General features: G+C 75.5%; 3 protein-coding genes (1 of these 3 cut by a window edge). All 3 read right to left on the bottom strand.

Annotation, left to right across the window (positions count from 1 at the left end):
• Tightly spaced (each overlapping or abutting the next), the 3 genes in view from IEY78_RS01795 to IEY78_RS01785 form a layout consistent with a single transcriptional unit that may run on beyond the window.
• On the bottom strand, positions 1–593 hold the start of the coding sequence (locus tag IEY78_RS01795; protein WP_189095690.1) for an L-histidine N(alpha)-methyltransferase. The gene continues 18,889 nt to the left of window position 1, outside the view; 593 of the gene's 19,482 nt are visible here — the first part of the coding sequence; it begins with the start codon at positions 591–593; its stop codon lies off the left edge, out of view.
• On the bottom strand, positions 593–5,275 hold the full coding sequence (locus IEY78_RS01790; protein WP_189095689.1) for a non-ribosomal peptide synthetase: 4,683 nt from the start codon (positions 5,273–5,275) through the stop codon (positions 593–595). The genes IEY78_RS01795 and IEY78_RS01790 overlap by 1 nt, the downstream gene beginning before the upstream one ends.
• Positions 5,272–18,588, bottom strand: coding sequence for an SDR family NAD(P)-dependent oxidoreductase (locus IEY78_RS01785; protein WP_189095688.1), 13,317 nt, complete (start codon positions 18,586–18,588; stop codon positions 5,272–5,274). The genes IEY78_RS01790 and IEY78_RS01785 overlap by 4 nt, the downstream gene beginning before the upstream one ends.

Genomic DNA, 18,588 nt, shown 5'->3' with positions numbered 1-18,588 from the left:
GTGGCGCGGCCGTGGCCCGCCTGTTCGGCCGCGGCCACCGCGAACTCCAGGGCCGCCACGGCGGGCAGGACCCGGATCCGCCCCAGGGCGTGGTCGCGCAGGTAGAACTCGTCGCCGGTCAGCAGCCGTTCGCCGGGGCCGTCGGCCAGTCCGGCGGGCGGCTTGATCCAGTAGCGGCGGGTCGGCAGGGGCGGCTGGGGCAGGGAGAGCCGGGCCGGGCGGTCGCCGGAGGGCTCGGGCAGGACGACGTCCTGGCCGGTGACCCACAGGCGGGCGGCCTCGGCCGGATCGTCGGTGCCCACGGGCCCGGCGCCGGAGGCCGCTGCGGCGCCGGCCGTCGCGGTGCCGGTGACGAGGCGTTCGCCGTCGCGCAGGCGCGCGGCCAGTTCGGCGACGCTCCCGACGACCAGGGCGGCGCGCTCGCGCAGGGGTTCCCGGCCGACGCGCAGGGTGTGCGCGACGGCGTCCAGGGAGGCCGACGGGTGCTCGTCCAGCCAGGTGCACAGCTCGGCCCGGTAGCGGTCGAGCTGTTCGGGGCCGTCGGCGGACAGGAGGACGAGTCGGGCGGTCCTGCCCTCGGTGGTTCCGCTCATCAACGCTGTCCCGCCTCTTCGAGTACCACGTGCACGTTGCTGCCTCCCATACCGAACGAGCTGACGCCGACCCGGGCCGGTGTCCCCTCGCGTGTTTCCCATGTCTGTGCTGCGGCCTGGATCCGGAACGGACTGCCGTCGAGGTCGAGCATCGAATTCGGCGTCCGCAGGTCCACCAGGCCGGGGAGCGTGCGGTGACGCATCGCCAGCAGGACCTTCACGACGCCGGCGACGCCCGCCGCGGCCTCCAGGTGGCCGATGTTCGTCTTGACCGACCCGAGGCCGGTGCGTCCCGGAACCACCGGGATCCCCCAGTCGGCGTACAGGCGGCCGAACGCCTCCTTGAGGGCGTCGATCTCGATCGGGTCACCGAGCGGAGTCCCCGTGCCGTGCGCCTCGATGTAGTCGATCGTGTCGGGCGCGACCGCGGCCGACCGGTGTGCGGCGAGCACGACATCGCGCTGCGCCTGCGGGTTGGGGACGGTGAGCGAGTGGGTGTGCCCACCGTGGTTCTCCGCCGAGCCGATCAGCACGCCGTGCACCGGGTCCCCGTCGGCCAGGGCCCGGTCGAGCAGTTTGAGGGCGAGGAGCACCACGCCCTCGCCCCTGCCGTAGCCGTCGGCACGTTCGTCGAAGGTCTTGCAGCGGCCGTCGGGGCTGAGCATCCCGGCCCGCCGCAGCCCGGTGAACCCGTGCGGGGACAGCAGGAGGTTGGCCCCGCCGGCCAGCGCCAGCTCGCAGTCCCCCTGCTGGAGCGCGCGGGCCGCGCGGTGCACGGCGACCAGCGAGCTGGAGCAGGCCGTGTCGAAGACGGCGCTGGGGCCGTGCAGATCGAACACGTAGGAGATGCGGTTGGCCGCGATCGAGGGGACGTTGCCGATCAGGAAGTGGTCGCCCATCTCCGGCGAGCCCGGTCCGAGCAGGCTCAGGTAGTCCGTGCCGCTGAGTCCGACGAACACCCCCGTGCGGCTGCCGGCGAGCGCGCCCGGGACCTGGCCCGAGTCGAGCACGGCCTCGTGCGCGGCGTGCAGCAGCAGGCGCTGCTGGGGGTCCATCTGCGCCGCTTCCCGGGGGGAGATGCGGAAGAGCGCCGCGTCGAAGGCGTCCACGTCCTCGATGAAGGAGCCGCGCAGGCCCTGCGGGAACACCCGTGCGGAGAAGCCCCGTTCCATGGGGTACGGCCGGGTGAGGTCGCGTCCGGCGGCGAGGTGCTGCCAGAACTCCTCCAGGCCGGAGGCGGAGGGCAGCCGTCCGCCGATGCCCACGACGGCGACCGGCGCGAATCCGTGCGGCGCTGCGGGCGCCGCGACCATCGGCTCGGACCCGGTCCGAGTGGTGGCGCGGCGGTCCGTCGCGGCGAACGCCTCGGGGTGGGCCGTGCTCAGGTGGGCGGCCAGCGAGGTGAGGTCCGGGTGGGCGTAGAAGACGGTCGGGCGCACCGTGACGCCGAACTGCTCGCGCAGCGCCACCGCGAGGCGGGTGAAGCCGATCGAGTCGAAGCCCACCTCGCCCAGGGGCCGGTCGAGGGGGATCTCCTCGGCGGGCAGCCCGGCGACGGCCGCCGCGCTGCGGCGCAGCCGTTCCGCGAGGTCCGCGGGGCCGGCCGGCGGGGGCCGGAGGCCGCCTTCCACTTGCCGTGCGGCGGAGCGGTCCTCGTGTCCGAAGCGGCGGACGAGTTCCTCAAGGGGCAGGCGCGTCAGCGGGCCGGTGTCCACCTTGGCGTTGGGGGTCAGGGGGAAGCGCGCCAGCGCGACCGTGCGGGAGGGGACCATGTACTCGGGCAGCCAGGCCCGGATCCGCCCGACCGCGGCCTCTGCGGCCTCCGGGCCGGCCTGCACGAAGGCCACCAGGCGCGGCTGCCCGGGCAGGTCCTCGCGTACGGCCACCCGCACGTCGCCGATGCCGTCGGCGGTGCCCGCCGCTCCGGCGCGCCGGATTGCGGCCTCGATCTCGCCGAGTTCGATGCGGTGGCCGCGCAGCTTGACCTGGCGGTCGGCGCGCCCGAGCAGCACCATGTCCCCGTCCGCCGACCAGCGGGCGAGGTCGCCGGTGCGGTAGAGCCGTTCGCCGGTCGCCGGATCGCGCACGAAGCGTTCGGCGGTCAGCTCCGGCTTGCCCCGGTAGCCGCGGGCGACGCCGTCGCCGCCGATGAGCAGTTCTCCGACCGCGCCGAAGGGCACGGGGGCGCCGTCGGGACCGGCGGTGCGGAAGGTGGTGTTGGCGAGCGGGGTGCCCACGGTGACGGGGCCGCCCCGCCGGATCCGCTGGGCGGAGGACCAGATGGTCGTCTCGGTCGGCCCGTACATGTTCCACAGCTCGTCGCACCGGTCCAGCAACCGGTCCGCGAGTTCGGCGGTGAGGGCCTCGCCGCCGCACAGCAGCCTGCGCACGCGTCCGCTCCAGCCGGCGTGCAGCAGCATCTCCCAGGTGGCCGGGGTGGCCTGGACGACCGTCGGGCCGGCGTCGCCGATCAGATCGGCCAGCGCGAACCCGTCCCGCACCACGTCCTCGGGCGCGATGTGCACGGTGGCGCCCCGGGTCAGCGGGAGCAGCAGCTCCAGACCCGAGATGTCGAACCCGGCGGTGGTCACCGCCAGCAGGGTGTCGTCCTCGGAGCAGCCGGGCCGCTCGGCGGTCGCGGCCAGCAGGTTGACGAGGTTGCCGTGGCAGACCTCGACGCCCTTGGGCTCGCCGGTGGATCCGGAGGTGTAGAGGACGTACGCGAGGTCGTCGTCGCGGCGGGCGACCGGGGCGACGGTCTGCGCCTCGGACTCCAGGCCGGTCAGCGGGACGCGCACGCCCGGTGCGTCCGCGGGCAGCCGGTCGGCCAGGTGCGGATCGACGATCACGGCGGTGGGTGCCGCGTCGGCGGTGATGTGGGCGAGCCGGGCCGCCGGGAAGTCCGGGTCGAGGGGGACGTAGGCGGCTCCCGCGCTCTGGACGGCGAGGAGGGCCACGATCAGCGCGGCCCGGCGGGCGACGAGGACGCCCACGACATCGCCCGGGCGTACCCCGTGCTCGGTGAGGATCCGGGTGAGGGCGTGCACCTGCCCGGCGAGTTCCCCGTAGGTCAGCGAGCCCGTCGCGTCGACGACGGCGGTGCGCCCGGGGTCGCGCCGGGCGCGGGCGAACACCAGGTCGGCGGCGGTGACGTCGCGCGGCCGTGCGGCGCGGGTGGTGTTGGACCGCTCGACCGTGCGGCGTTCGGCGGGGGTGGCGGGATCAAGGTCCCCGAGGCGTGCGGAGGGATCGGCCGTCACCGTGTCCAGCAGCAGCCGGTAGTGCTCCGCCAGCCGTTCGACGGTGGAGCGGTCGAAGCGCTCCGGGTCGTACTTGAGGTAGAGGAGCACGCCGGTGTCGCGCACGACCACCTCGGCGACGAGGTCGTTCTCGCCCTCCTGGGTCAGGTCGAGCGCGTCGCGGAAGACGGTCTGCCCGGCCGCCATGTCCTGGTCGCCGCCGACTCCCTGCTGCATGTAGAAGCCGATGTCGAAGCCGGCCGCGGTGCCGGTCGTGCGGCGCAGCTGGTCGACGACGGAGGCGAAGGGGTACGCGCTGTGCTCCTCGGCCTCCGCCATCCGGGCTCCGACGGCGGCCGTGAGCTGCCCGAAGCTGTGGTCGGGGTCGCAGTCCACGCGCAGGACCACCGGGTTGATCAGGTAGCCGACGGTGCGGTCGAAACGCTGCGCGGGGCGGCCGTCGGTCGGCACCATCACGCTGAGGTCGCGGTGTCCCGAGTGGCGGTGCAGCAGTGCGAGGAAGGCACCGAGCACGACGCTGAAGGGCGTCAGCCCGCCCGCGCGGGCGGTGTCCTGGACCGCCGCCCAGGTGGCGGGCGGGAGCCGCAGTTGCACCATCTCGCCGCGGGTGTGCGAGCCGGATCCGGTGCGCCGGCGGTCGGCGAGCGCGTCCAGCACCGGCGCCGTGGAAGCACCGGTCAGCCGATCGAGCCACCAGCGCCGGTGTTCCTCCGTCTCCGGGGCGGCGAGCATGGTCCGCTGCCACTCCACGAACTCGGCGTAGGACGCGGCGGGTTCGACCGGCGGCAGCTCACGGCCCCGGGCGAGCGCGTCGTGGCAGGCGACGATGTCGCGCAGCAGCAGATGGCTGGAGACCCCGTCGGTGATCAGGTGGTGGAAGACCAGGAGCAGCAGGGTGGCGCCGCCGGGGGCGACGATGAGCCACATCCGGTACAGCGGATCCTGCTCCAGGTCGAACGGGCGGCGGACCAGGTTGCGCACCCGGGCGGCGAACTCCCCGTCGGTCACGTGGCCGAGGTCCAGGCGGGTCACCTCCGGCGCGCGGCCGGTGACCTCCTGGACGGGCCCCGAGGCGTCCAGGCGTACGGAGATCCCCAGTTCCGGGTGCCTGCGCACCATCGCGGCCAGCGCCTCGACGAGCCGGTCCTGCTGCACGTCCGGCCCGAGCCACAGGCCCAGCGGCAGGTTGTAGGAGACGGTCTGCGGATCGTCGGCGTGCAGGGCCCATAGTGCGGCCTGCCCGCGGCTGAGCGGGTAGGGGCCGGTGGGCGCCTTCGGGGCGGCGGCCGCGGGCGCGGCCGGGGCGGGTGCGGCGGCCGGAGCGGGCGCGTCGACCAGGCCCCGTACCAGCAGCTCGGCCACGTCGTCGGACAGCTTGCCGGAGGCGATCGCCGCCAGCAGTTCACGCAGGTCGGTGCTCATCGGCCCGCCCCTCCTTCGAGTACGGCCAGCGCGTCGTCCACGCGGACGGTTCCGTCGCGCAGCCCGGCCAGCAGAGCGGCCACCCGGTCCACCGGTGCGACGGCGGGAGCCGGATCGGGCTCCCGGTCCTGGTCCTGCTTCTGCGTCTGCTCCTGGAGCGCGGGCAGTGGCCCGTACGCCTCGAACACGGCCCGGGCCACCGCCCGTACCGTCTGGGCCACCCCGAACATCCGGGTCGGCACCTCCACCTGGTAGTCCGCACCGAGGCGGCGGCTCAGCCGGCGCAGACCCAGCGAGTCCACTCCCGTGTCCGACAACGCCTGGTCCAGGGGCAGGCGTTCGGGCCGCATGCCCAGGTGGGCCGCGAGGAGCCCGCGCACGTGCGTGCGGACGGCGCCCTCGGCGTCGTCTCCGTCCGGCGCCCCGGCCTCGACGGGCTGCGCGGCGGCGGGCGTCTCCACGGGAACGGCGGTCTCCACGGGAACGGCAGCCTCCGCGGCGGCGGGTGTCCGCGGCCCGGCCGTGGTCGGGGTGTCCGCATCCGCCTCGGCACCGGTGTCGGCGACCAGTCCCGCCTCGGCCGCCTGGAGGGCGTCGAAGCGGGGTCCGGGGGTGAGCCAGTAGCTCTCCCGGGCGAAGGGATAGGTCGGTGCGGGCACCCGCCGGGGCGCCGTTCCCGGCCACAGCTCGGCCCAGTCGATCGGGGCGCCCCCGACCCACAGCCGGGCGACCTTGTCCAGGCGGCCCGCGTCCACCACGGCCCGCAGGTACCGGCCGCCCTCGGGACCGTCCAGCAGCAGGGCGGTGGTGGCGTCCTTGCCGTCTCCCGCGAAGACGCCCGGAACCGGTCCGCCGGCCTGCCACGCCTCCAGGGCGGCCGCCAGCGCACGCGGCGAGTCGGCGACGACCGCGAGCCGCTCGGAGAAGGCCTCCCGGCCGGTGCTCAGGGTGTGGGCCAGGGCGGCCGGGTCCACGTCCTCGTGGTCCGCGGCCCAACGGGCCAGGTGCGCCGCGTAGTCGCGCAGCCGCTCCGGGGTCTTCGCCGACAGGACGAACAGCCGCTCCCCCGCCGCCGGGCGGACCGGCGTCTCCCGGTACTCCTCCACCACCAGGTGCGCGTTGACCCCGCCGAGGCCGAAGGAGCTCACTCCCGCTCTCAGCGGCGCCTCGGCCCCGTCGGCCGTGCGGACCCGGTTCCAGGGCTCGTTCCCGGACGGCAGGCGCAGCGGGCCGCCGTCGAGACGCAGGTGCGGGTTGAGCTTCTCCAGGTGGACGTTGCCGGGGATCGACCCGTGGCGCATCGCCAGCAGCGTCTTGATCAGGCCCGTGACGCCGGCGGCCGCCTCCAGGTGGCCGGTGTTGGTCTTCACCGCGCCCAGCACCACATGCGGCTCCCCAGGGGCCGCGCCGTGGTCGGCGTACAGCTCCGCGAAGGCCGACTTGAGGCCCTCGACCTCGACGGGGTCGCCGAGTTCGGTGCCGGTGCCGTGGGTCTCGACGTAGCCGACGGTCCGCGGGTCCACACCGGCGCGCCGGTGCGCCTTGACGATGCAGGCGGCCTGCGCGTCCGGGTTCGGGGCGGTCAGCGAGTTGGTGCGGCCGCCGTGGTTGACGGCGCTGCCCCGCAGGACGGCGTGGATGACGTCGCCGTCGGCGATCGCCGCGTCGAGCCGCTTGAGCACCACCACGCCCACGCCCTCGGCACGAACGATGCCGTTGGCGCGCGCGTCGAAGGTACGGCAGCGGCCGTCCGGGCTCAGCATGTCGGCCTGGCTCATGTCCACGAACAGCGTCGGCGAGGCGATGACGTTCACTCCGCCCGCCAGCGCGACCTCGCAGTCGCCGCCGCGGATCGCCTCGGCCGCCCGGTGGACGGCGACCAGCGAGGAGGAGCAGGCGGTGTCGATGGTCTCGCTGGGGCCGTGCAGGTCCAGCAGGTACGAGACCCGGTTGGACATGATCGCGTGGGCCCTGCCCACCGTGCTGTAGCCGTCGAGCGGGACGCCGAGGGCGTGCTGGAGCTCGAAGTAGTCGTAGGTGCTGCTGCCGATGAAGACGCCCGTGTCGGTGCCGGCGAGCGCGGAGGGCCGGATGCCGGCGTTCTCGATCGCGCTCCAGGACGCCTCCAGTACGAGCCGGTGCTGCGGATCCATCGCGACGGCCTCGTGGGGGGAGATGCCGAAGAACTGCGGGTCGAACAGGTCGACCCGGGGCAGGAACCCTCCCCACTTCGCCGTCGTGCGGAACTCGCCGGGTGTGGGCTCCCCGAACAGGCGGCGCCAGTCCCAGCGGTCGGCCGGGATCTCGTCGACGAGGTCGTCACCCGCCGTCAGGTGCTCCCAGAACGCGTCCAGGTCGTCCGATCCGGGGAGCATGCCGGCCATGCCGACGATGGCTACGGCGACGGGCTCGCCGGTGCCGGGCGCCGGCGTGGCGGCCGGGACGGCGGCGGCCGGGGAGGCCTCGGCGGCGACGGTCCGTGCGCGGGCCGGCTCGGGGGCGCGGGCCGGTTCGGCTGCCGGGTGCGCGTCGTGTGCCGTGGCCTTGTCGGGTGCCGAGGCCGGGCCGGATGCCGTGGCCACGGGCAGTGCTTCCCGCCCCAAGTGCGCTTCGAGAGCCGCTCCGTGGTGCCGGAGGACTTTGTCGATCAGGTCGTCGGCGGTGGCCACTCCGAAGAACGTGGCCGGGGTCAGGTCGAGGTCCCAGCGGGCGTTCATCCGGGAGCTCAGCCGCGTGTACGTGATCGAGTCGAAGCCGAACCGGCTGAGCAGGCTGTCCGGCGCGAGTTCCGCGGGCCGGACGCCGGCCACCTCGCACAGGACGGCGAGTATCCCGTCGGCCGCCGCGGCACGCCAGGAGGACCCGGCCCCGGACGTGACCTCGGCCGCGGGCTGCTGCGGTACGTCCGCGCCGGCCGCCGCGACACCGATCCGGCCGAGGAACTCGTCCGTGCCCGAGACCACTGCCACCTGAACCTCCTGTCGGCCGAGCACCCGGCTCAGCGCTTCGAATCCCGCCTCCGGCGAGAGCGGGTGGACCCCTGCCGCGGCCAGCCGGTCCCGGTGGCGCTCGGTGAGGGCGGAACCCGACCAGGCCCCCCAGTTCACGACATGGACGGGGTAGGGCAGCCGCGCGGCGAGCGCGCGGCCGAGGGCGTCCTGGGCGGTGCACCCGGCCGCGTAGGCCGCCTGGCCGGGGTTGCCGAGGAAGGACTGCACCGAGGAGAACAGCGCCAGGAAGTCCGGCCGCCGGCCGCCCAACGCCTCGGCGAGGGCCTCGGTGGTGCGGCTCTTCGCCGCCATGCCCCGCAGGAACCACTCCTCGTCCATGGCCGCCAGCGAGCGGTCGCTCGGCACGGTCACCGAATGCAGGACCCCGTGGACGGTGCCCACCCGGTCGAACACGGCGCGCAACTCGCCCGGTTGCGAGGCGTCCGCCCGGTGGACCTCCACGCGGGTGCCCGAGGGGTCGAGGGCCTTGATCCGGGCCGCCCGGTCCTCGTCCGGCGCGGAGCGCCCGACGAGGACGACGCGGGCGCCGTGGCGCCGTACGAGCTGCTCGGCGATGTCCAGACCGATGTCGCCGGTCCCGCCGACGATCACGTACGTACCGCCGTCGCGCAGGACGGGGGCGGCCAAGGCCGTGGCGTCGACGGGTTCGAGGACCTCCCGGTACCAGCGTCCGGCGTGCAGCGCGTAGTCGCCGGGGGCGGCCACCGGGACCGCCGTCGGGTCCTCGGGGACGATGTCGACGGTGGCCACCCGCCAGCGCTCGCACTCGCTCCGCACCGACCGGGCGATGCCCAGTGCGGCGGCCGACGCCGGGTCGGTCGCGGCGCGGGTCACGACCGTCAGGGCGAGTTCGCCGCCCGCTCCGGGGCGCGCCTGGAGGTGCTGGACGATACGGAAGAGGTCGAGGACCCCGCGCTCGCCCTCGATCACGGCGTGCACCGCGACGGGGGTCGGCAGGGACTCCAGCGGCGCCGCGCCGATCCGGTGGACCGCGTCCCCCGGCAGCTCGGCGGGGCCGAGCACCCAGACCGGGCCGGTGACCGGTCCGCGCAGGGCCACGTCGGCGATCGGCTGCCGGCGCGGGGCGTAGACACCCGCCCGGGCCGGGGACGCCGACGCCGGGTCCGTGCTCGCCGGGGCCGTGGCCTCTGCGGACGGGGCCTCTGCCGACGTAGCCTCTGTTGCCGGGGCGACCCAGCACCGGCGGCGTTCGAACGGGTAGGTGGGCAGTGGGATCGAGACCCCGCTCGCCGGCCAGTCGACGGCGTCCCCGGCCACCCAGCGGTCGGCGTCCGTCCCGCCGGCGGGCCGGGCCAGCGCCGGGTGGTCGGTGCCGTCGGCGGCGGCCTTCAGGGCGGCGGCGAGGGTGGACCGGTCGGCGGCGGTGACCGCGAGCCGCTCGGCCATGGCGTCGCGGCCGTGCTGGAGGGTGTGGGCCACGTCGGCCAGTTCCGCTGTCCGGTCCGCCCGTTCGACGGCCCCGAGCAGTGCGGCCGCGTACCGGCGCAAGGCGTGCGGGGTGCGGGCGGACAGCGGGAACACCCAGGGGCCGTGCGGCCGCCGCACCTCGGGCGCGGCTCCCGCCTCCTCCAGGACGACGTGGGCGTTGACGCCTCCGTAGCCGAAGGAGCTGACGCCCGCGCGGCGCGGCCCGGCGGCCGGCAGCGGCCAGTCCCGCGCCGAACGGAGCAGCTGGAAGGGGCTGCCCTCCAACCGCAGGTGCGGGTTCTGTTCCCGCAGTCCGGCCAGCGGCGGCTGCACGCCGTGCTCCATCGCGAGGAGCACCTTGAGCACTCCGGCGGCGCCGGCGGCGGATTCCAGGTGGCCGATGTTGGCCTTGACCGCTCCGAGGCCGCAGTACGGCTCGGCCGGCGGCGGCGTGCCCCGGCGGCTCAGCAGTTCGTCGAAGGCCAGCCGCAGGCCGTTGATCTCCACCGGGTCGCCGAGCTCCGTGCCGGTGCCGTGCGTCTCCAGATAGCCCAGCGTGGCCGGGTCGGTTCCGGCGCGCTCGTGGGCCCGCACGATCATCGCTGCCTGGGCGGCCGGGTTGGGCGCGGTCAGGGACCGGGCCCGGCCCCCGTGGTTGACGGCGCTGCCACGCAGCCAGGCGCGGACCTGGCGGCCCCGGGCCCGCTCGGCGCGGGCGAGCACCACGAAGCCGTAGCCCTCGCCGCGGACGAAGCCGTCCGCGCGGGCGTCGAAGGTCCGGCACCGTCCGTTCGGGCTCAGCATGCCCGTGCTGCTGAGGAGGGTGTGGTTGTGCGGGGACAGCACCAGGTTGATCCCGCCGGCCACGGCGATGTCGCACTCGCCCGAGCGGAGGGACTCGGCGGCCCGGTGGATGGCGACCAGGGAGCTGGAGCAGCCGGTGTTGACCGGTTCGCTCGGGCCGTGCAGGTCGAGGTGGTAGGAGACCCGGTTGACGAGGATGGAGTGCGCGGTGGCGGTGGCGGCGTGCGCGTCGACGGGCAGGCCGGAGGCCTTGCGGATCTCGTCGTAGTCGCTCGATCCCACGCCGACGAACAGTCCGACGTCGCCTCCCGCGAGGCTGCCCGGCGCCAGGCCGGCGTCCTCCAGTGCCGTCCAGACCCCTTCCAGCACCAGCCGCTGCTGGGGGTCCATGCCCTCGGCCTCGTGCGGGGAGATGCCGAAGAAGAGGGGGTCGAAGCGGTCGACGTCGTGGATGAAGCCGCCGCGGCTCGCGTGCACGCCCTCCGGGAGGGCGTGGCGGTCCCAGCGGTCGGCGGGGACGTCGGTGACCAGGTCGTCCCCTGCCACCAAGTGCTCCCAGAACGCGTCGAGGTCGGCGCTGGCGGGCATCCGTCCGCTCATTCCGATGACGGCGATCGCCGCCGGGTCGACGGGGCGCGCGGCCCGGGTCGTGGCGGGCCGCTCCTCCGGGGCCGGCGCGACGGGCGGCGTCGCGGTGGGCGGCGTCGCGGTGGGCTGCATCGCGGTGGGCGGTGCCGTGCGGTGGTCGCGCGCGAGGCGGTCGGTGAGGGCCCGCAGGGTCGGGGTCTCGTAGAACAGCGCGGGCGTCACGTCCAGGTCGAAGGCCTCGTTGAGCCGGCTGGCGAGGAGGTTGTAACTGACCGAGTCGAAGCCGTAGTCACCGATCTGCCGGTCGAGGTCGAGTTCGCCGACGGGGATGCCGGAGGCGTCCGAGGTCAGGTCGAGCAGCGTGTCCGTGAAGGCGGCCGTGGCGGCCCCGGTGGCCTGTGTGGTTGCCGTGCCCTGCGTCGTCCCCGTCGCCCGCGGGGCGGCGGGTGCGGTGTCGCCGGCCGCCGCCCTCGCCACCAGGACGTGCTGGAAGTTGCGGGTGGTCCGGGCGGAGTCCGGCGAGGCCGTCACCGCCTCGTACCCGGCCGCGCCGAGCACTCCGGTCCAGCCGGGAACGTCCAGCAGCGGCGAGCCGGGCAGCCGCAGGCCGGTGTCCCCGTGGGCCCACCAGCCGTCGAACAGCCCGTAGGTGAGCGTGCCGGACAGGGTGACCGTCGTCAGCTCGTTGAGGAGCAGTTCGCCGCCGGTACGCAGGACCCTTCGCAGGTGGCGCAGGGCGCGGCCGACGTCCGAGGTGGCGTGCAGGACGTTCGCGCCGACCACGAGGTCGAAGCCGCCCTCGTCGAAGCCCTGGCCGACGGGGTCGGTGTCCAGGTCGAGGCGCTTGAACCGCAGGAAGGGGTACCGGGCGCCGAACTCCTGCCGGCCGTGGGCGAGGAAGGTCACCGACAGGTCGGTGTACCAGTATTCGAGCCGGTCGCCGTACGGTGCGAGGGCGCGCAGGAGTCCGGCGGAGGTACCGCCGGTGCCGGAACCCACCTCCAGGATGCGGACGGTGGCGTCGGCGGGCAGGCCTGCGAGGCGCTCCTCCACGTGGGCGACGAGGCGGCGGGTGAGCAGGTCGTTGTAGAGGTCGCTGATGGGGTTGCCGCGGTAGACGCCTTCCATGAGCGAGGTGCCGGAGGACGGGAACAGCAGGTCGGTGGCGAGGAGTTCGCCCCGCAGCAGCTCCGGGTAGCGCTCCAGGCACAGGGCCAGCAGCCGTACGAAGACGGCGGACTCGGGGTGCGCGTCGGCGAGGGCGGCGAGCTGTCCGAGGTGCCCGCCGGCGCGGGCGGCGGCCAGGGCGTCCGGGGCCGGGCGCAGGCGTCCGGCGTACGACGTGAGCAGGCCGTCGCCCACGAGCGCGTCGAGCACGGTGCGCAGCAGGCGTTCGTAGCGGGGGGTGACGCCCACCCGGCGCAGGACCTCGTCCGCGTCGGGGTCGGGTCCGTGCCAGGTGCCCAGGTCGTCGAGCAGGGCGAGCAGGGCCCCGCCCGCGATGCGGGTCATCTGTCGGTCGAGTGCGTGGAAGTCCTCCACCACGCGCAGGTCGGCGGCGTGCGCACGCCCGCTGGTGGGCGTCATGTCGGTGCTCTCCGTTTTCCTGTTCGGTGCCATGCGCGCGCGCAGGGCCTCGGTGCCGGGCACGACGACGCTCTGCGGCGCCGGGCCCCGGAGCGTCTCGACGAGCGCGGCGAAGCCCGCCCGGGGGGTGATGGACCGGAAGCCGGCAGCGGTCAGGCGGTCCCGGTGGGTGTCGTCGGCCACTGCCCCGACGGTGCCCCAGAAGCCCCAGTCGACGGCGCGCACCGGGTAGGGCAGGCGGGCGTCGAGCGCGTGGGCGTAGGCGTCGAGGAAGGTGGAGCCGGCGGCGTAGTTGGCAAGGCCGGGGTCGCCGAGGAAGGACTGGGCGGAGGAGAAGAACACCAGGAAGTCCGGGTTCCGTCCGCGCAGGGCCTCGACGAGGGCCGCGGCGACACCGGACTTGGCCGCCAGGCTCTGTGCGAGGTCCGTGTCCGTGAGGTCGCGTACCAGCCGGTCGCGCCGGACCAGTGCCGCATGGATGACGCCATGCACCGGGCCGGCCCCGTCGAGGACGGCCGCCAGCCGGCCGGGGTCGGTGGCATCGGCGCGGGCGTAGCGGATCCGGTCCCCGAGGTCGGCGTCGGCGAGCGCGCTGCGGCCGACGAGCACCACGTGGGCGTCCCAGTCCTCGACGAGGCGGCGGGCGAGGGCCAGGCCGATGCCCCGGGCGCCTCCGACGATCACGTAGGTGCCGCCGCGGCGCAGCGGGACGGGCCCGTCGGCGGCCGGGGCGGGCCGCAGGACCTGGACGTGGCGGACGATTCCGGTGTACGCGACGCGGGTTCCGCGGGGTGCGGGCGCCAGGAGGGCGGCGGACGGGTGGGCGGGGTCGAGGTCGACGCAGGCGACGGACCAGCCGCGGTGCTCGTTCTCCATGACCCGGGCGAAGCCGGTGATCCCGGCGGCGTAGGGGTCGGTGACGAAGCGGCCGGGCGGGGCGGCGGCGCCGGCGGTGACGATCACCCAGTCGAGGGTGCGCGCACGGGACCAGGCCCGGGCGTACGGGGCGAGGGCCTTGACACCCGCGTCCTCGGCGCGCACGACCCGCTCGGCCTCGTCCAGGGCGGTGTCGGCGGTGTCGGTGGGCCCGGTCAGGACGTAGACCAGCCGGGGTGTCACTCGGATCGGGGTGCCCAGTTCGGCGAGGACGGCGTCCTCGTGACGGGCGGCCAGCTCGCGGGCCAGGCCCGCGCGGGCGGGGGCGTGGAGCACCACGACCGGGCCGTCCGGCGCCGGCGGCGTGGTGGGCGTCGGAACGGCCTCCCAGGCGGGTACGTCCAGCGGGAGCGGCTCGACGCGGGGCTCGGCAGCGGCCCCGGCGGTCGCGGGGGCGGCCTGCCGCACGGCCGGTACGTCGACCCAGCACCGCACGCGGGCGAACGGGTACTGCGGCAGCTCCACCTTGCGCGGCTGCCGGTCGCGGTGCAGGGCCCGCCAGTCGGGTGCGGCGCCCTCCGCCCAGCCGCGCGCCCACGCGGACGGGTCGGCCGGGAGCGGTTCCGCCGCCAGCGGGCCGTGAGCGGGGCGCTGCCCGGTGACGGTGCCCCGGTGCAGGCCCGGCGCCGGCGAGCCGGCCAGGAAGGCGCGGAGGGCGGTGCGGAGTCCGGCCGTGTCGGAGGCGACCACGGCGAGCCGCTCCTCCAGGGCTTCCCGGCCGATCTGCGTCGTGTACGCGATGTCGGCCAGCGCGGCCTCCGGTCCGGCGCCCGCCGAGACGGCCTCGGCGAGAGCGGCGAGGGTGGAACGGGCGTCGACGTGCGGGGCCCGGCCCGGGAACCGGTCGGCGAGGACCCGCGCGAGCCGGCGCAGGTCGGCTACGTCCAGGCCGAGTTCGTCGAGCTCGGCCTCCGGGTCGGCGCCGGCGAGGCCGGCCGCTTCGGCCACCGCGGCCACCGCGTCGAGCGGGTCGCCCGCCGCCGGCTCCACGTACCGCTCGGCGAGTTCGCGCAGCGCCTGCGGGGTGCGTGCGGAGAGCAGCACCACCTGCGGTCCGGCGGTGACGGGGCCCTCGGCGGGCGGCGTGTGCGGCAAGAACTCCTCGACGATGACATGGGCGTTGGACCCGCCCGCGCCGAACGCGCTGAGGCCGGCGCGGCGCGGGCCGCCCGCGGCTCCGGCGGGCCACGGCTCGCTCTCGCGCTGGACGCGCAGGCCCGTGGAGTCCCAGTCGATGCTCGTGTTGGCCGGGTCGGCGTGCAGGGAGGGGACCAGGGTGCGATGGCGCAGCTGGAGGAGGATCTTGGTCAGTCCGGCGATGCCCGCGGCCGACTCCAGGTGTCCGATGCCGGACTTCACCGATCCGAGCCTGCTCGGCGCGTCGCCATAGGCCTGGGAGAGGGCGGTGATCTCGATGGGGTCGCCGAGCGAGGTGCCCGTGCCGTGCGCCTCGATATAGCCGACGGAGGCGGGGTCCACGCCCGCCCTGGCCAGGGCCCGGCGCACCACATCGGCCTGCGCCGCGGGGTTCGGGACGAAGAACCCCCCGGCGCGCCCGCCATGGTTGACGGCGCTGCCCTTGATCACCGCGAGGACCCGGTCGCCGTCCGCCAGGGCGCGGGCGAGCGGCTTGAGCACGACGACCCCGACGCCCTCGCCGGGTACGTAGCCGTCGCCGCCGTCGCCGAAGGCGCGGCACCGGCCGTCGGAGGAGACGAAGCCGACCTGGCTCAGGTGCAGGTACTTGTACGGGTGGACGATCAGGTTCACCCCGCCCGCCAGCGCCAGCTCGCTGTCCCCGGACCGCAGGCTCTCGCAGGCGAGGTGCAGCGCCGTCAGGGACGAGGAGCACATGGTGTCCAGGGCCAGGCTGGGGCCGCGGAGGTCGAGGAAGGCGGAGACGCGGTTGGCCACGGCGGAGGAGAAGGACGTCGGCAGTACGGGCAGCCGGTCCTCGGCGCCCAGCCCGAGCATCTGGTACTGGTTGAACATCACTCCGGCGAAGACGCCGACCATGCGGCCGGCCACGTCGGCGCGGGTGAGCCCGGCGGACTCCAGGGCGTGCCAGGAGGTCTGGAGGAACAGGCGCTCCTGCGGGTCCATCCCCGCGGCCTCGCGCGGGGTGATCCGGAAGAAGCCGGGGTCGAACTCGTCGATGCCCGCCAGGAATCCGCCCCACTTGCTGTACGAGTGTCCGGCCGCGCGGTCGGGCCGGTAGAACGTGTCCGAGCTCCAGCGGTCCGCCGGGATCTCGGTGACGCAGTCCCGGCCGGCGCTGAGGTTGCTCCAGAACCGGTCGAGGTCCTCGGCCATGGGGTAGCGGCCGGCGACGCCGATCACCGCGATGTGCCCCTCGTCGGTCTCCGGCGTGCCGTGGGTCTCCGCGGGCCGGGGGGCGGCGGCGGGGGCGGTGGAGACGGCCCCGGCGGGGGCGGCGTCGGCGGGGGCGGCGTCGGCGGGGGTGAGGCCCAGGGCTTCGCGGGCCCGCTCCGGGTCGCCGTGGAGCACGACCAGCTCGGTGCCCGACAGAGCGAGTGCCCGCTCGAACACGTCCAGGCCGGCCGCGGTCGGCAGCGGGGCCTGGCCCTGCCGGGCGAACAGGGCTTCGGCGGCGGCGTCCGTGCGCATACCGCCCTCGGCCCACAGCGGCCAGGCGAAGGAGAGCAGTCCGCGGTCGCGGGCGTAGGCGTCGAGGAAGGCGTTGGCGGCCGCGTAGTCGCTCTGCCCCGCATTGCCGGCGACACCGGTCACCGAGGAGAACAGCGCGAAGAAGTCGAGGTCCAGGTGGCGGGTGGCCTCGTCCAGCAGGACGGCTCCGCGCACCTTGGGCGCGAGGACCGCCGCGAGGTCCGTGGCGGGCTTCGTGGTGAACAGCCCGTCGCGCAGGACGCCGGCCGCGTGCACGACGCCGTCCAGCCGGCCGTGCCGTTCGAGGATGCCGCTGATCAGGGCGTCGACCTCGGCGGGCACCGTGATGTCGGCGCGGACGTAGGGAACTTCGGACGCCGGGCGCGGTGTCCGTCCCACGAGGACGGGCGTGGCGCCGCGCGCGGTCATCCGGGCGGCGAGTTCCCGGCCGATGCCGCCCGCACCGCCGGTGATCAGGTAGACGCCGCCGGGCCGGAGGGGGACCGCGGGGCCGGGGTCGGCGTCGCGGTAGCGGCGGACGTGGCGGCCGCCGGCAGCGTGCCGTACCCAGGACTCCCCGTGGTCGGTGAACTCCGCGAGCAGGGCGTCCGCGTCGGCGGGGCCGTCGGACTCGACGGCGGTGATCGCGAGGCGCGGCTGCTCCAGGCGCACCGTGCGGGCCAGTCCGGCCACGGCGGCGGCGACCGGGCCCGGGCCCACGTGCACGACGGGGACCGGGCGGTCGGCGAGGACCTGGGCCAGGGCGAGCACCTCGGCACAGGCTGACTGCACGGCCTCGGGGAGGTCGGCGGCGTCCCGGTCCGCGGCGTGCAGGACCGCTTCCGGGGCCGTGCCCTGTTCGGCGAGGTCGGCGAGCAGCAGCCGCAGATCCCCGGTCTCGGCGGGGCGCAGCTCGTAGGAGTGGGGGGCGGTCCGGCGGAAGGCGGGACCGCGCCGGACGGTGATCTGGTCGGCCCGTACCCGCTGGTCGCCGATGACCAGCAGGGGTCCGGCGACCGGTGCGAGGGAGTGCGGCGCCGCCTGCCACAGGCCGGTCAGGCAGTGGGTCCTGGCGGGGGTATCCGCCGCAGGGGCGGAGGTGGCCGGGCGGGCGGGCCGCTCGGCGGGCAGCAGTCCGGCGAGGTGAGCGGCGACCGCGTCGACGGTCGGGTACTCGAACAGCAGGGTCGGGTAGAGCGCGATGTCCCAGTGCTCCTCGAACAGCCGCACCAGGGTGAGGAGATGGGAGGAGTCCAGGCCGAGGTCGTAGAAGCCCCGGTCGCCCTCGACCACCAGTGCGGGGTCGGCGACCGCCCGTCGGACCAGCTCGACCACCTCGGCCCGGAGGTCCGCCGGTCCGGCGTCGGCACGGACGGGCTCCGCGGGGCTTTCCGGCCGGGCGGGGGCGGCCGATTGCGCGGGGACGGCCGGCTGCGCGGGGACGGCTCCGGCCGCGGTCTGCGGGGCCGGCTCCGTCCGCTCGCCGGCGAGCCGGGTGATCGCCGCGGCGGAGCGCACGCGCTTGAAGGTCAGGTCCGTGAACCGGGCGGCCAACACGCCCGATCCGTCGTGCAGTTCGATGTCGGCCTTCACCACGTCGTCCCCGCCACCGGCTCCCGCCGGGTGCATGCGCAGGTCGACGGTGCAGGCGTCCCCGAGGGTGCGGGCGGCGCGGAAGGAACCGATGTGCAGGGGGATGAGGGGGCGCCCGTCCGCGTCCGCGCCGTCAAAGGCGAGCGCGTACGACTGCATGGTCGAGCCGTCGAGCAGCGCGGGGTGCAGCAGGAAGTCCCCCACCGTGCTCCGCGCCTCGTCACCGAGCGCGATCTCGGCACGCACCCGGTCCGGCGTGGCGCGCAGGGTTCCCGCGCAGCGCATGAACGCCCGGTGCTCGATGCCGGCCGACCGGCCGGTGGCGTAGACCTCGTCGACGTCACGCGGCATGCCGGACGGCTGGGGTGCGGCGGCTCCGGTGAGCGGGGGCAGGTCGGTGCGCAGGGTGGCCCGCAGGTGGGTGGTCACACTGTCGTCGACGGGCTGTCCGTCGCGGACCCGGCGGCTGGTCGCCGTCACCCGGAAGACGGCGCCATCGGGTGTGATGTCGACGGTCAGCTCACGGTCGAACGAGTCCGTGGTGACCACCGGCTCGACGAACAGCACATCGCTCAACTCGGTGCGGTCCAGGGGCATGTCGCGGGCGGCGAGCAGCCGGTAGACGATGTCGAGGAAGGTGACACCCGGCAGGGTGCGCACCCCGTGCACCCGGTGGTCGTCGACGATCGGGTTGTCCCGCTTCAGGTGCAGGGCACAGCGAACGGACCTTCGGTCCAC

Source organism: Streptomyces kronopolitis (assembly GCF_014646275.1).
GTDB lineage: Bacteria > Actinomycetota > Actinomycetes > Streptomycetales > Streptomycetaceae > Streptomyces > Streptomyces kronopolitis.
The sequence above is the reverse complement of the archived record's forward strand: the minus strand, read 5'-3'. Positions and strand labels throughout refer to the sequence as shown.